Annotated in this window: 9 protein-coding genes and 1 pseudogene; 4 read left to right on the top strand and 6 right to left on the bottom strand. The window is 63.1% G+C overall.

All coding sequences use genetic code 11. The annotated features are described in order from the left end of the window. Window positions 1–486: 486 nt before the first annotated feature. The 6 genes and pseudogenes from AB7E19_RS16360 to AB7E19_RS16335 all read right to left on the bottom strand — a co-directional run bounded on the left by AB7E19_RS16360 (window position 487) and on the right by AB7E19_RS16335 (window position 10,823). The gene (locus tag AB7E19_RS16360) at window positions 487–2,220 is read right to left on the bottom strand and encodes a methyl-accepting chemotaxis protein (RefSeq protein ID WP_427935948.1); all 1,734 of its coding nucleotides are present in this window, start codon (window positions 2,218–2,220) and stop codon (window positions 487–489) included. Between the two features lie 57 nt (window positions 2,221–2,277). Then, window positions 2,278–3,287, bottom strand: a pseudogene (gene mglC, locus AB7E19_RS16355) (galactose/methyl galactoside ABC transporter permease MglC). A gap of 15 nt (window positions 3,288–3,302) precedes the next feature. Next, window positions 3,303–4,823, bottom strand: a complete 1,521-nt coding sequence (mglA, locus tag AB7E19_RS16350; RefSeq protein WP_010676015.1) for a galactose/methyl galactoside ABC transporter ATP-binding protein MglA — start codon at window positions 4,821–4,823, stop codon at window positions 3,303–3,305. A 53-nt stretch (window positions 4,824–4,876) separates the two neighbouring features. Next, a complete protein-coding gene (gene mglB / locus AB7E19_RS16345; RefSeq protein WP_010676016.1) occupies window positions 4,877–5,863 on the bottom strand; it encodes a galactose/glucose ABC transporter substrate-binding protein MglB in 987 nt (328 codons plus the stop codon). 219 nt (window positions 5,864–6,082) lie between these two features. After that, a complete protein-coding gene (locus AB7E19_RS16340) occupies window positions 6,083–9,157 on the bottom strand; it encodes a beta-galactosidase (RefSeq protein ID WP_322131933.1) in 3,075 nt (1,024 codons plus the stop codon). A gap of 661 nt (window positions 9,158–9,818) precedes the next feature. Beyond that, window positions 9,819–10,823 carry a substrate-binding domain-containing protein gene (locus AB7E19_RS16335; RefSeq protein ID WP_010676018.1) on the bottom strand — a complete coding sequence of 335 codons (1,005 nt, stop codon included), beginning with the start codon at window positions 10,821–10,823 and terminating at the stop codon, window positions 9,819–9,821. A gap of 216 nt (window positions 10,824–11,039) precedes the next feature. Between AB7E19_RS16335 and galE the strand changes: the two genes are divergently transcribed. The 4 genes from galE to AB7E19_RS16315 are packed head-to-tail and all read left to right on the top strand — an operon-like array spanning window position 11,040 to window position 15,401. After that, the gene (galE, locus tag AB7E19_RS16330) at window positions 11,040–12,053 is read left to right on the top strand and encodes a UDP-glucose 4-epimerase GalE (RefSeq protein ID WP_042864774.1); all 1,014 of its coding nucleotides are present in this window, start codon (window positions 11,040–11,042) and stop codon (window positions 12,051–12,053) included. A gap of 49 nt (window positions 12,054–12,102) precedes the next feature. Then, complete coding sequence (locus tag AB7E19_RS16325; protein ID WP_161470379.1) at window positions 12,103–13,161, top strand: UDP-glucose--hexose-1-phosphate uridylyltransferase; 1,059 nt, start codon at window positions 12,103–12,105, stop codon at window positions 13,159–13,161. Beyond that, window positions 13,158–14,306, top strand: coding sequence for a galactokinase (galK, locus tag AB7E19_RS16320; protein ID WP_042882341.1), 1,149 nt, complete (start codon window positions 13,158–13,160; stop codon window positions 14,304–14,306). Before AB7E19_RS16325 ends, galK begins: the two co-directional genes overlap by 4 nt. Before the next feature lie 27 nt (window positions 14,307–14,333). Then, window positions 14,334–15,401 (top strand): galactose-1-epimerase, encoded by a 1,068-nt coding sequence (locus AB7E19_RS16315; RefSeq protein WP_263309479.1) that lies wholly within the window; start codon window positions 14,334–14,336, stop codon window positions 15,399–15,401. The last annotated feature ends 73 nt before the right edge of the window (window positions 15,402–15,474 follow it).

The raw sequence follows: 15,474 nt of genomic DNA, 5'->3' as shown, positions 1-15,474 counted from the left end.
CATGAGAGATCATTAAAACCATGATTTTAAAAAAGATAATCTCATTATCCTTTCGCGGGAAACCAGTTTGAATAAAACGTTTTTCAGCATGTCATTGTCGCCCTGCGCGAAATCCTTATAGTTACTCCTGCACGGACGCAATGAAGTCGGTCAGGAAGACTGGCTGCCAGGGTTGGGCAAATGGACTCACCACAGGATGTGGTAAAGGACACCTCCCAGGACGGAGAAAGTGCGACGGGAACGGATGACTCGTCAGGCCATGATGGCTAAAGGACACCCCAAAGGATTGGGAAGGGGAAACCTAAAGGAAGAGGTATAGTCAGGGATTGCAGGGAGCAACTTCGTTCAAGGATATGAGCGATAAGACTATCGGGGGCGACGCAAGTCGCCCCCATCTTTTTTGGGTATTTTTCACGTCTGCCCGCTGATGGGTCACCCCGGCCACGGCATTGCTGGCCAGGGTACCCGGGACTCGCCCAGCCGGCGCTATTCCAGCCGGAAGTGCCCCACTATCTCCCGCAGCCTGTCATAGGTGCGCTGCATGGCGTTCGAGCTGTCCACGGTGCGCTCGCCATTCCCCTTGAGCTGGGTGATCACTTCGGCGATGGCACTCATGTTGCGATTGATCTCCTCGGCAACGGCACTCTGCTCCTCCGCGGCCGTGGCGATATGGCTGATGAGATCGTTGATCTCCACCACTTCTCCCGCCATCAGATCCAGTGACGCATTCACCTTGCTGGTGTTTTCCGCCGCATCCTGGCAGCTCTGTCGGGTGTTGCCCATGGCGGCCACCACGGTCTGGGTGCCCCGTTGCAGCCGGGTCAGCATGGTCTGAATCTCGGCAGTACTCTTCTGGGTGCGTCCCGCCAGAGAGCGCACTTCGTCCGCCACCACCGCAAACCCCCGCCCCTGCTCACCAGCCCGGGCTGCCTCGATGGCAGCGTTGAGGGCCAGCAAGTTGGTCTGCTCTGCGATGCCACCGATGACCCCGAGAATCGAGCCTATCTGCTGCACATCCTGCTGCATGGCTTCGATGGAGTGTGCCGTGGTCTCCACCTCCGTCACCAGCGCAGTGACGCTGGCCATGGCCTGATCCACCACCTGACGCGACTGGTTGGCCAGTTGCTGGCTCTGGCCGGTCAGCTGGGCAGTATTGGCCGCGCTCTCCGATACCGAGACGGCAGTACGGCTCATCTCGTTGATGGCGGTGACCACCTGTTCGGTCTCCCGCACATGCTCGGCCAGCAGGCCCTGGGCTGACCCCGTCTGCCTCGCCAATGCCGATATCCCTTCATTGAGCTGGCCGCTCGCTTGTCTCACCTCCCCCATCATGCCCTGCAACTGCTCGATGAAACGGTTGATGCCCGCCGAGATCTGGCCGAGATCATCCTTGCTGGTCACCGTGAGCCGACGGGTCAGATCCCCATTGCCCTGGGAGAGCTCCTGCACCAGGTCGCGCAAGGAGAGGATGGGTCTATAGGCCAGGTTGAGGGCCACCATGGAGAGGGCCAGTACCAGCGCCGCCACCCCGAGCAGGGCCAGGGTGATCTTGCCGTTGAGCGCCTGGGTCATGGCCCGGATATAGTCGAGATCCACATAACCGGTCAGGGTCCACTCGCTGCCGCGAATATCCAGCTTGTTGGGGCGGCTCTCGCTCTCTCCCTGGGGCTTGCTGCTGTAGAGCACCTGTCCCTGACTGTCGGTGAGGGAGAAGTAACGCCCTTCCCCGCTTACCTTGGTCAGCAGCGTCTTGAACTCACTCATGTCGAGGTAGTAGAGGTAGGCGGAGTCTGCACCGCGCGGCACCAGGATGGAGATGACGGGTTTGCCGTCCAGCTGCTCCAGCGGGCTGACGGTGATCTGGTTGTTGGCGGCGGGGATCAGCTTGCGCAGGGCGTCAACCCTGGCCTTGTCGTCGATGACCCCGTTCGCGTCGAATGCCATGTCGCCAATGAGCTTGACGATGTTGTGAAAGCCGGTCTCCTGCAGCGCCTTCTTGACGCTGGTCACCCCGAGGTTGAGGTTGGCGGCCAGCAGCACCTTCTGGTTGATGTCACCCGCCAGCTTCTCCCTGACCAGGATGATCTGCTCGTTGATGTTCTGGGTGGCCTGGGTGCGGATGTAGCCGCTGATGAAATGGTTGACGCTGAACCAGGCGGTACCGATGGTGACCAGAATGGCGAGCAGCAACAGCACGTTGATTTTGACTTTGAATGCCATGGTATGGGTCCCTCCAAAGAGAAAGGGCCGGGATGACCCGGCCCTCCCTGCCAATGCTTACTTCTTCTTGGCGTACTTCATGGAGTCCAGGGCTACCGCCAGGATGATGATGCCGCCCTTGATGATGAACTGCCAGTAAGGGCTGACACCGATGTAGGTCAAACCATAGTTGATCAGCGTGAAGATAAGTACGCCGGTGATCACACCCGCGACAGTTCCCACACCGCCGGCAAACGAAACCCCCCCACCACGCAGGCCGCGATGGCATCCAGCTCGTACATGAAGCCGAGGTTGTTGGTGGCACTGCCGATCCGCCCCGCTTCCAGCATGCCGCCGAAGGCGTAGAAGACACCGGCCAGGGCATAGATGACCACCAGGTTGACGGCGACGTTGACGCCGGACACCTTGGCCGCTTCCGGGTTGCCGCCGATGGCGAAGATGTTCTTGCCAAAGCGGGTCTTGTTCCACAGCACCCAGACGAAGACGCTGGCGATGGCCGCATAGAAGGTCAGGTACGAGAGCTTGAACCCGCCAATCCGGATGAAGCCCTGCGCAAAGTTGGAGAAGCGAGGATCAAACCCGGCCACCGGAGAAGCCCCCACGGAGTCGAAATAGAGGGAGTTGATACCGTAGACGATGATCATGGTGCCCAGGGTGGTGATGAAGGGCGTCACGTTCAGGTAGGCGACGATCAGGCCGTTGACCAGACCAATCAGGGCCCCCACCACGCACACCAGCAGGATCACCGCCGGAATGGGCACCTCCCCCAGGGTGGGGAAGACCTTGTTGACGTTGGTCAGGGCCTGCAGCATGGTGGCCGCGATCAGCGCCGCCAGGCCGACCTGGCGACCGGCCGACAGGTCAGTACCCTGGGTGATGATGATGCCCGCCACCCCGAGGGCAATGATGACCCGTACCGAGGACTGGGTCAGGATGTTGCTGAGGTTGGTGAGGCTGAGGAAGGAAGGCTCCTTGATCACGATGATCATGAGCAACACCAGCAACACCACATAGATGCCGTTCTCTTTGAGCGCCTGCATCAGATTGAAATTTTTAGCCGACTCCATAATGTCTTCCTGTCTTTATAGGTACAGAGATGCCAGGCGCAGGATCTCGCTCTGGTCAGTTTCTTTGGTGTTGACGATCCCCGCGACCCGGCCATTGCTCATGACCATGATGCGGTCCGTGATGCCGAGCAGTTCCGGCATTTCGGAGGAGATGATGACGATGCCCTTGTCCTTCTTCGCCAGCTCCAGGATGAGCTGGTAGATCTCGAACTTGGCGCCGACGTCGATACCCCGGGTCGGTTCATCCAGCATCAGGATCTCGGGCTGGGTCAGCAGCCAGCGACCGATGATCACCTTCTGCTGGTTGCCACCGGAGAGGGAGCCGATCTGGGTCTGCTGGGTCGGTGTCTTGACCCGCATGGAGTCGATGACCCACTGGGTATCGCTCTTCATCTTGTTGTCGCTGAGCAGCCCCATGGATCCCTTGTAGTTGTCCATGTTGGCGATCAGGGAGTTGAAGGCGATGTCGAGGCGTGAATAGATCCCGGTGGAGCGGCGCTCCTCGGTCACCAGGGCGAAGCCGTTCTGGATCGCCTCGTGGGCGTTGTGGTTCGCCACCTCTTTGCCGTGCAGCTTGATGGTCCCTTCGCTGCGATCGCGGATGCCGAACAGGGTCTCCACGATGTCGGTGCGCTTGGCCCCCACCAGACCGGCGATGCCGAGGATCTCCCCCTTGTGCAGGTTGAAGGTCACGTCCTTGATGGAAGGCTGGTTCTTGGCCGTCAGGTGCTCGACCTCGAGGATCACCTCTTTGGGCTGGTTGGTTTTTTCCGGGAAGCGCTGGGTGAGCTCGCGGCCGACCATCATGCCGATGATCTGATCCATGGTCATGCCCTTGAGGGGCTGGGTCGCCACCCACTGGCCATCCCGCAATATGGTGATCTCGTCACAGAGCTGGAAGATCTCTTCCATCTTGTGGGAGATGTAGACGATGCCGCACCCCTTCTCCTTGAGCTTGTTGATGATCTTGAAGAGGTGGTTGACCTCTTTCTCGGTCAGGGAGGAAGTGGGTTCGTCCATGATGACGATCTTGGCGTCATAGGAGAATGCCTTGGCAATCTCGATCATCTGCATCTGGGAAACCGACAGGGTGCCGACCTTGACCCTGGGGTCGATGTCGATGTCCAGCTCCTCGAAGATATGCTTGGTGTCCTGATACATCTTGCCGTGGTCGACAAACAGTCCCTTGGTGGGATAGCGGCCGAGCCACATGTTGTCCATCACGGTGCGTTGCAGTACCAGGTTCAGCTCCTGGTGCACCATGGAAACGCCATTCTCCAGCGCCTCTTTGGACGAGGTGAAGTTGATCTCCTGTCCCTTGAAGAAGATCTTGCCCTGATCCTTCTCGTAGATGCCGAACAGGCACTTGAGCAGCGTGGACTTCCCTGCGCCATTCTCGCCCATCAACGCATGCACAGAATGAGGACGGACCCGTAAATTGACATTATCGAGTGCCTTGACGCCAGGAAAGCTCTTACTGACGTCAATCATCTCCAACAGCCATTCTGATTGTTGCCGTGTTGTCATATCAGCCATCACATCTGGTTGAAAAGAGGGCAAGGGGATCTCCCTTGCCCTGAGGGGAGGAATTACTCGAATTGGGACAGGTTGTCTTTGTCTACGCCCACGTAGGCAACGCGGACGACCTTGTTGTCGATCTTCCAGTTGGTGCCTTCACCGGCCGGCTTGCCTTCGGCCAGGTTCTTGGTCAGCTCGAAGGTGGCCTTGGCCTGGTTGGCCGCATCGTTCAGCACGGTACCGGCCATGGCACCGCTCTTGACCATGGCCAGGGCTTCCGGCAGGGCGTCAACACCGAACACCGGGATGGCGGTCTTGCCCTGGGCCTTCAGGGACTCCACGGCGCCCATCGCCATGCCGTCGTTGTTGGCGATGACCACTTCGATCTTGTTGGCGTTCGGACCGGAGATCCAGGCGTCCATCTTGTCCTTGGCCATGGCGGTATCCCACATACCGGTATCCATGTGCAGCTGCTCGGTCTTGATGCCGCCATCGTTCAGAGTCTTGACGACGTAGGTGGTGCGGGCTTCTGCATCCGGGTGGCCAGGCTCCCCTTTCAGCAGCACGAACTGGATGACGCCATCCTTGTTCAGATCCCACTCGGGGTGCGCTTTCCAGTGCTTGGCGATCAGCTGGCCCTGGATGATGCCGGACTCCTTGGAGTCTGTGCCCACGTAGTAGGCCTTGTCATAGCTGGCCAGGTCGGCCGCGCTCGGTTCCTTGTTGTAGAAGACCACGGGGATCTCGTCCGCACGGGCTTTCTCAATCACGACAGGGGCCGCCGCCGGGTCAACCAGGTTGATGGCCAGGGCCTTCACGCCCTTGGCCAGCAGTACGTCGATCTGGTCGTTCTGCTTGGACTGGTCGTTCTGGGAGTCGTTCATCAGCAGTTCCACACCCGGGGTGGCCGCCGCTTCTTTCTCGATGGCCTTGCGCACCACGGCCATGAAGTTGTCGTCGTACTTGTAGACGGTGACCCCGATACGGGTATCGGCCTGGGCTTGGGCTCCCGCCATCAGTCCCATCAGCAAGGTGGCAACTGTCGTGAGTTTTTTCATTGTTATGCTCCGATCTCTATCTGTTTTTTGTAGGGAATGCTGTACACCGTTTGAGCTGGCGCCAGCCTAATGTAATCAGTTTGTTGTGAGGCGGTCTGTGATCCTGGCAACAAAATGAAAACGTTTACACTCTGTTACATAGCCGTAATATTGTTAAAAATTAAATAGTTACGTGAGAAACTGCCTTTGGGTCTCGCCATCTCGCGACGGCGGGTCCGGCTAGCTCAGACGGCAGTGCCAGTGATAACGCCCCGGCAACAGCCAGAACTCGGGCCGCACGCTCTGGCTCCAGGAGTCGTCGCCTCCCACCCCCATGTGGAAGCCATCGAGGCACAGGTGCGTGCCCCCCAGAGCCACCAGATCGGTCTGGTGACGGGCTTCGGTCAGCTGCTGCTGACTGTAGCGGCTGACGCTGAAGTGGAAGCGCCCCTCCACCGCCAGATCCCCCAGTTGCAGTGCGCGGGTATCGCAGCGCAGCCCGTTGTCGGTCGGGAAGACATAAGGGGTGTGCAACGCCTCGATGGGCAATTGCCAGCGACCGAGATCAGCGGCGAGCCGGCGATCCGGGTAATTCTCGTGGGGGCCAAGCCCCAGCCAGCTCACCGGGGCACCTTCGGCCGGTTCATCGGCCAGCCAGAGCCGGGCACCGATGCGCGGCAGGGAGGGCATGTCGGCGGCCACCTCCACCTCGATGGCGAGGTGCATGGCGCCCTCCCCGTCCACCCTGTGATGCCAGCGGGTCAGGATCTTCGGCTCGTCAGCCACGAAGTAGCCGTGGTGCGCCGTGATGAGACCCAGCTCCGGACTCGCCTCCAGGCCGAGACAGCGGTGCTGCAGATCATTGAGTCCGGCCTCCTGCCAGCGGGCAATCCAGGCGTTGGGATCGGCGTGATCCGCCTCGCTGGTGCCGATATCGTTGTCGAGCGGCGCCCGATAGAAGTGATCGGCGATGGCGTCGCGCAGCCGCTCGCGGCCCTGCTTCTGCCAGCTGACGATGCGACCACTGGCCTTGTCGAGCTGCCACAGGGAATCTGCGGCGCCAAGCACCCAGTGATCGCGCTGCTCGGTCAGGCTGACCGCCGGGCAGGCCGACGGCAGCGCCAGGGGCGCGGGCAACAGGCATTGCTGGCGAGCCACCTCGTGACCCGCTCCGGCCCAGGCCGTGGCGGTGGGCTGCACGATGGCGAGATCCAGCCAGGCGAGCGCCCCCGGCGCAAAGGCCGGCAGTTGCTCCAGCAGGGTCAGCGTCACGCTCCCCCGGGGGGCCAGCTCGAGCGGGCATTCACCCTGGCTCACCACCACGCCGTCTTCACACAGACGCCACAGCAGGCGTTCGTTGTCCGTCTCGCGGAATAGGTATTCGCTGCGGATCTCCACCGTCAGCGGCTGGCGACCCTGCAGGGTCAGAACGAAGGGCTGCTGGGCACGCCGGGCTTCAAACAAGGAGGGATGGGGGGTGCGATCGGGGAACAGCAGGCCGTTGCAGCAGAACTGGCGATCGTTGGGAGTGTCGCCGAAGTCGCCACCATAGGCCCAGAAATGGCGGCCATCGTCGGTCTGCTTGTCCAGCCCCTGATCGACCCAGTCCCAGACAAACCCACCCTGCAGCCGCGGATGATCGCGAAATGCCTGCCAGTAATGGGCATAGCCCCCCAGGCTGTTGCCCATGGCGTGGGCGTATTCGCACAGGATCAGCGGCCGGGTCTCTTCCGGCAGGCCGATCCACTTGGCCAGCGCCCACTTGGGCACCGCCGGGAAGGGTTGATCCTGGTGGGTACGGGCATACATGGGGCAGATGATGTCGGTGGCCGGGGTGTCGGCCCCGCCCCCTTCGTACTGCACCGGGCGGCTGGGATCCGCCCCCTTCACCCAGCGATACATGGCGTCGTGGGCCGGACCATAACCGGATTCGTTCCCCAGGGACCAGATGATGATGCAGGGGTGGTTGAAGTCCCTGGCCACCATGCGGGTGACCCGCTCCAGGAAGGCGTTGCTCCAGGCGGGATCCCGCGCCAGCCGCCCCATGGGGGTCATGCCGTGGGTCTCCAGGTTCGCCTCGTCCACCACATAGAGGCCGAGCCGGTCGCACAGGCGATAGAGCTCGGGGTGATTGGGATAGTGGGAGCAGCGCACCGCGTTGAAGTTGTGCCGCTTCATCAGCAGCAGATCCTGCTCCATGTCGGCCGGGGTCACCACGTGACCCGTGGCGGGATGGTGTTCATGGCGATTGGCACCACGAATCAGCAGGGGCTGGCCGTTGACCCGCAGCAGGCCGCCACGGATCTCCACCGCCCGAAAGCCCACGTCATGGGCCTCGCTCTCGAGAGCGCTTCCCTGCTCGTCCAGCAGGGTCAGGGTGAGGCGATAGAGGTACGGGGTCTCGGCGCTCCACTTGTGTGGCGCCGTTACCGTCAGCCACAGCTCGGCGCGATCGTCATACACCCCTTTCTCGTCGATGGCCAGGGTGCCGATCCGCTGGCGCAGGGTCGCGACCCGCTCGTCGCCATCATAGAGGTTGGCCTCCACCGACAGACCGGCTCCGTTGGCCGCCTGCAATTCAACCTTGAGGCGGGCATCCCGGTAGCAGGCGTCGAGCTCGGGCGTCACCCGGATATCCATCAGATGACGGGCCGGTTTGTGCAGCAGGCTGACGGAGCGGAAGATGCCGCTCATGCGCCACATGTCCTGATCTTCCAGATAGGAGCCGTCAGACCAGCGCAGCACCAGGACGGCGAGGCGGTTGGTCCCGGCCTGAAGGAAGGGGGTCAGATCGAATTCCGCCGGCAGCCGGCTGTCCTGGGAGTAACCGACCCAGCGGCCGTTGCAGAAGAGGTGAAACGCGCTGTCCACCCCGTCGAAGATGATCCGGGTCTGCCCCTCGGCCAGCCAGTCCGCAGCAACCGTGAACTCGCGGGAGTAGCAACCGGTGGGATTCTCGGCAGGCACCCGGGGCGGGTCGCAGGGAAAGGGGTATTTGATGTTGGTGTAGATGGGCACATCCGTGACGGGCCGCGCCCCCGGATAGGCCGCAGCCAGTTGCCAGTTGCCCGGCACCTTGATGGGGCAGGCATCCGGCAGATCCTCCACCAGCCACAGCTCCGGCACCCGCTCCGGGGCCTCGAACCAGGAGAACTGCCACTCGCCGTCCAGCAACAGGCGGGAAGGTGACAGCCCCCCCATCCTGGCTTCCCCTTCACTGCGCCAACTGGACAAGGGGGTATGGGCTGGCAACCGGTTCACGGCGGTGATCCCCTGGGTCTGCCAATCCTGACGGGCCACTATCTCCCTGAGCATGCTTCACTTCTCCCTGCATTCACGCTGAAAACCACTGCAGTGTAGGAGAGTTTTGCCCGGTGATCGGCGATCCCGCTCACACAGATGTAAACGATTACACTCGTTTTGTTAAGTAAAACGGAGTAAAAATCGGATAAATCCGGGTAAATGACCCCAAGGGGGGAAAAGCGGACCTTAGGAAGGGCAAAAGATGCCCGGGAGTGTGAAACCGGGAGGCAATGGCCGAACCAGCGGAGCAAGCCATGGCAAAGACCCGACATCGCGCCCCCCTCGCCTCATCAGGTGCTGGAGCGCCTCAACCCGGTTCCGGGCACGCAGCCCGGCCTCTCGAAGGAGCGCGCAGAGGCCACGATCGCCCCTGCCCGGCGCAGAGAAAAGCCATGATGGGCGTCTGGCAGGATCTGGCCGGAAGTGAGGCTCGGCAGGCCGGGGGAGAGGGGCTCGTGACAGACGAGCGGGAAGAGCTGCCGAGTTCGGCAGGCAGGGAGCGTGAGGGGACGGTTGTCACTCCTCAGGCAACCCTCTGTGGTCTGCGCTAGCCATGCTCTCAGCTATCCATGGTCTGAGCTATCTATCGTCTGAGCTATGGGGGTGCTTTATATGCTGCAGTACGGGTTCGCCAGGTGCAGCGCTTGCGCCGACGGGGGCGCAAGCGCTGCGATCAGGACCTGACGGGAGCGACCGAATGGCGGTTGATCAGGGTGGGGGTATAGATGCGGCTCTGCACCGATTCGCTCTCCCCTGCGGCGAGTTGCAGCGCCAGCTTGGCCGCCTGGGCCGCCATCAGCTCGATGGGATAGCGCATGGTGGAGAGCTTGGGTCTCAGGTATCTGGCGTAGATGATGTCATCGAAGCCCACCACCGACACCTCTTCCGGCACCTTGAGGCCGTTGTCCGCCAGCACAGAGATGGCCCCTGCCGCCATGGCGTCGTTGTAGGCCACCACCGCTGTGATGGGCAACCCCTTGGCCAGCAGGTTGAGCATGGCGCGCTCGCCCCCCTCTTCATTGGGCATGCCGCTCTCCACCAGCTCGGGATCGGCGAAGACCTCCGCCTCAGCCAGGGCATCCTGATAGCCCTGGTGGCGCAACAGCGCATCCTCGATGGCGTGATCCGAGCTCAGGAAGGCGATATGGCGGTGGCCGAGATCCAGCAGATGACGGGTGGCGGTCGCCGCACCCTGGCGGTTGTTGAGAGCGATGCAGCGTCCCCTCAGACTCGGAATGTCGCGGTTGATCAGCACCATGCCGGGGGCACGCAGGGCGTAGTCGACCAGCTCCTCGTCGCCGAGCGCCTTGCTGTGCACCACCAGTGCCTCGCAGCGTTTGCCGATGAGCAGCTCGATGGCCTCCCGCTCCTGCTGGGCGCGGTGAAAACCATTACCCATCAACAGGTGCAAGCCCTGCTCCACCGCCACTGCCGCAACCCCTTTGACCAGGGCGCCGAAGAAGGGATCCGCCACGTCGCCCACCACCACTCCCATGGTGTCACAGGTCTGGCTGACCAGGGCCCGCGCGTTGGCGTTGGGGGTATAGCCCAGCTCGGCCATGGCCTTCAGCACCACCTCGCGGGAGGCGGCACTGGCCTTGGGTGAGTTGTTCATCACCCGTGAAACCGTTGCCACTGACACATTGGCCAAACGGGCGACATCCTTGATGGTGCTCATGCTGTTTTCACTTATTTCACGCTGCAACTGGCCGCATTATACCGTTCAATGTCACTGATAACAGGGGGAAAAATCAGAACTTGCCACATTGGTCGATGAAAACAAGTGTAATCGTTTACACATATTTGTTAAGCAGCTCACAGTTTGCCCGTCAGCCCCTCGGCTAGACTCCTGCTCAGGCTTTCCTGATGCGAGGAGTTGAGGGTGGAACAACGGATGAAAGTACTGGTCACCGGCGGTTGCGGCTACATCGGCAGCCACACCTGTCTGGCCTTGCAGGCCGCAGGCATGGAGCCCGTGGTGGTGGACAACCTCTGCAACAGCAAGGCGGGCGTCCTGACCCGTGTCGCCGCCATCAGCGGGCGCGAGCCCCGCTTCTACGAAGGGGACATCCGTGACCCGGCCCTGCTGGATCGCATCTTCAGCGAGCAGCACATCGACGCCGTGATCCACTTCGCCGCCCTCAAGGCGGTCGGCGAGTCGACCCGCATCCCGCTGGACTACTACGAGAACAACCTGAGCGGCACCCTGGTATTGCTGCAGGCGATGAAACGGGCCGGGGTACGCAATCTGGTGTTCAGCTCGTCGGCCACCGTCTACGGCGATCCCGCCAGCACCCCGATCCGGGAGGATTTCCCCCGCAGCGCCACCAACCCCTATGGCCGATCCAAGCTGATCATCGAGGAGATCCTCGAGGATCTGCAGCGGGCCGAGCCCCACTGGAGCATGACCCTGCTGCGCTATTTCAACCCCGTCGGCGCCCACGAGTCCGGCACTCTGGGGGAGGATCCCCAGGGCATCCCCAACAATCTGATGCCGTTTTTGACCCAGGTCGCCATCGGCAGGCGCGACTGCCTCTCGGTCTTTGGTAACGATTACCCAACCGTCGACGGCACCGGGGTGCGCGACTACATCCATGTGATGGATCTCGCCGAAGGGCACGTCAAGGCTCTGGAACACTGCGCCGGACGGGGCGGTGTCCACGCCTACAACCTGGGCACGGGCCAGGGCCAGAGCGTGTTGCAGATGGTCGCGGCGTTCGAGGCCGCCTGCGGTCGGCCCCTTCCCTACCGAATCGAGCCACGGCGCCCCGGCGACATCGCCGAGTGCTGGGCCGATCCCGCCAAGGCCGCTCGGGAACTGGACTGGCACGCCAGCCGGGATCTCGCCGCCATGTGCGCCGACAGCTGGCGCTGGCAGTCCGCCAACCCCAATGGTTACGAGGCGTAGGCCCTGGCCTGCGCCTTCGGATGTATTCAACTCACACACTGGAGTGATGATGTTCAACCCCGTTGATCACCCCCACCGCCGCTTCAACCCGCTCACCGGCCAGTACGTGCTGGTCTCCCCTCACAGGGCCAAGCGCCCCTGGCAAGGCCAGGTCGAGAAGGTGAGCCTGGCGCCGAGCCAGGCCCATGATCCCGACTGCTTCCTCTGTGCGGGCAACACCCGGGTGACCGGCGATATCAACCCCGACTATCAGGGCACCTTCGTCTTTACCAACGACTTCGCCGCCCTGATGCAGGACACCCCGGCCGCTGACGCGGCGCCGGATCCCCTGCTGAAGCTGGAAGCCGCCCGGGGCACCAGCCGGGTCATCTGCTTCTCGCCGGATCACGGCAAGACCCTGCCCGAGCTGCCCCTGCCCGCCATCGAAGGGGTGATCACCACCTGGATGGACCAGGTGGCCGAGCTCTCTGACCAGTGGGAATGGGTCCAAGTCTTTGAAAACAAGGGCGCCGTCATGGGCTGCTCCAACCCGCACCCTCACGGCCAGCTCTGGGGCAGCGACTTCCTGCCCAACGAGATTGCCCGGGAAGAGGCGCACCAGCGCGCCTGGCTGGCCGAACACGGCCGTCCCCTGCTGCTGGACTATGTGGAGCGGGAGCTGACGGATCGCTCCCGCATCGTGGTGGAGACCGCCCACTGGCTGGCGGTGGTGCCCTTCTGGGCAGCCTGGCCGTTCGAGACCCTGCTGCTGCCCAAGGCCCATGTCCCCTCCATGCTGGATCTCACCCGGGAACAGCAACAGGACCTGGCCATCGCGCTCAAGGAGCTCACCAGCCGCTACGACAACCTGTTCCAGTGCAGCTTCCCCTACTCCATGGGCTGGCACTTCGCCCCGCCCCGTTCCGACTGCCCCGAGGCGTGGCAACTGCACGCCCACTTCTATCCGCCCCTGCTGCGCTCCGCCACGGTGCGCAAATTCATGGTGGGCTTCGAGATGCTGGCCGAAACCCAGCGCGATCTCACCCCGGAACAGGCGGCGGAACGGCTGCGCGCCCTCAGTCCCATCCACTACAACGACCAGAACCAGTCCAACGAGGAGGCCCTATGACCCCGAGCCAGCGCGTCAGCGCCGTGTTTGCCGAGCAGTTTGAGCAACAACCCGACCTGCTGGTACGGGCTCCAGGCCGCGTCAACCTCATCGGCGAGCACACCGACTACAACGACGGCTTCGTGCTGCCCTGCGCCATCGACTACGAGACCTGCGTCGCCATCGGCCTGCGCGGCGACAACCTGGTCGAAGTGATCGCCGCCGACTACGACAACCAGCGCGACCGGTTCAGTCTCGATCAACCCATCGAGCACCACCCCAGCCAGCGCTGGAGCGACTACATCCGCGGCGTGGTGAAACACCTGCAGGCACGGGGCCACGCCCTGCGCGGCCTCAATCTGGTGGTCTCCGGCAACGTGCCCCAGGGGACGGGTCTCTCCTCCTCCGCTTCCCTGGAGGTGGCCATCGGCCAGGCCTTCAAGGAGGCCCAGGGACTGGCCATCAGCCAGGCGGAAATCGCCCTCAACGGCCAGCAGGCGGAGAACCAGTTCGTCGGCTGCAACTGCGGCATCATGGATCAGATGATCTCCGCGAGCGGCAAGCAGGATCACGCCCTGCTGCTCGATTGCCGTTCCCTGGAGACCCGGCTCATCCCCATGCCCACCGATCTGGCGGTGCTCATCGTCAACTCCAACGTGCGCCGCGGCCTGGTGGACAGCGAATACAACACCCGTCGCCAGCAGTGCGAAACCGCCGCCCGTCACTACGGGGTCAAGGCCCTGCGGGATCTTGACCTGGCCACGCTGGAAGCGGGCAAGGCCGGTCTGGACGAGGCCTGCTATCGCCGTGCCCGCCACGTGGTCGGCGAGAACGCCCGCACTCTGGCGGCGGCCGATGCGCTGGCACAGGGCGATCTGGTGCGCCTCGGCGAGCTGATGGGCCAGTCCCACGCCGCCATGCGCGATGACTTCGAAATCACCGTGCCCCCCATCGACGGCCTGGTGGAGATCATCAAGGCCCGGATCGGCAGCGAAGGCGGTGTGCGCATGACCGGCGGCGGTTTTGGCGGCTGCGTGGTCGCCCTGCTGCGCCCCGAGAAGGTGGCCGAGGTGATCGCCGTGGTGGAGGCGGAATACCCGGCACGCTTCGGCCTCAAGGCGGACTGCTACGTCTGCCGTGCCAGCGCAGGGGCCGGCAGACTGTAACGCACGCCTGACAACGGGTGACGCCCCCTGCCCGGCACTCGCGAGGCCGGCAGGGGGCGACGGGATCACGACGGGGAACCGCAAACCATGATGAGATTCGAGCTGGAAAACGAGGAGGGACTGCGGCTGCGCGGTCTCGCATACGGGGCCACCCTCACCTCCCTCACCCTGCCGGTGGCGGGAGAGCGGCGGGAGGTGCTGCTGGGCTGCGCCGACGAGGCCTACCTCACCCAGCAGGTATGGCTGGGTGCCGTGGCGGGGCGCTTTGCCAACCGCATCGGCGGCGCCCGCCTTGAGCGGGAAGGCCAGTGCTGGACGCTGGACGCCAACCAGGGGGCCAACTGCCTGCACGGCGGGCGCGACGGGTTCCATCGCCGCACCTGGCAGATCAAGGAGCAGGAGGCGGACAGGGTCAAGCTGGCGCTCCTCTCCCGTGCGGGGGATCAGGGCTTTCCCGGCAATCTGAGGGTGAGCCTGGAGTATCGGCTGGAGCAGTGCGATCTGGTGGTCGACTTCTGCGCCAGCACGGACGCCCCCAGTCCGGTCAGCCTCACCAGCCACGCCTACTTCAACCTGGATGGCGGTGGCGACATCCGCCACCACACCATCAGCCTCGACGCCGACCGCTACCTGCCCACGGATGACCAGAGCCTGCCGCTGGCCATCGCCCCGGTGGAAGGCCCCTTCGATCTGCGCGCCCCCCGCCCCATCGGCCAGGCGTGGCTGGACCACCCCCAGCAGCAGTTGGCCAAGGGGTACGATCACGCATTTCTGCTCAACAACAGCGATTTTGAGCCTGCTAATGAGCCGTTTGGTGGGTCCAATCAGCCATGGGCCGCCCGGGTGATCTCGGGGGATGGCAAGCTGGCCATGGCGGTCTACACCAATCAGCCCTCCCTGCAGTTCTACAGCGGCAACTGGCTGACCGGCACACCGGATCGTCAGGGCCGACCCTACCGGGATTACGACGGCTTCTGCCTGGAGGCCCAGCAATTGCCCGACAGCCCGAACCGGCCCGCCCTCGGCGATCCCTGGTTGCTGCCGGGGCAGCGTTATCGCCACCAGACCCGTTATCGCTTTATTCCTGCCCCCTGACAGCCCTGCTCGGGCAGACGAAGGGGCCCGGGCGCGCCGCCACGTCATGGCGGCCCCGATGGCACCGCCGAAT

This window comes from Aeromonas sp., assembly GCF_050252055.1.
Taxonomy (GTDB): Bacteria; Pseudomonadota; Gammaproteobacteria; order Enterobacterales; family Aeromonadaceae; genus Aeromonas; species Aeromonas caviae.
This window is presented reverse-complemented; position numbering and strand designations above follow the sequence as displayed.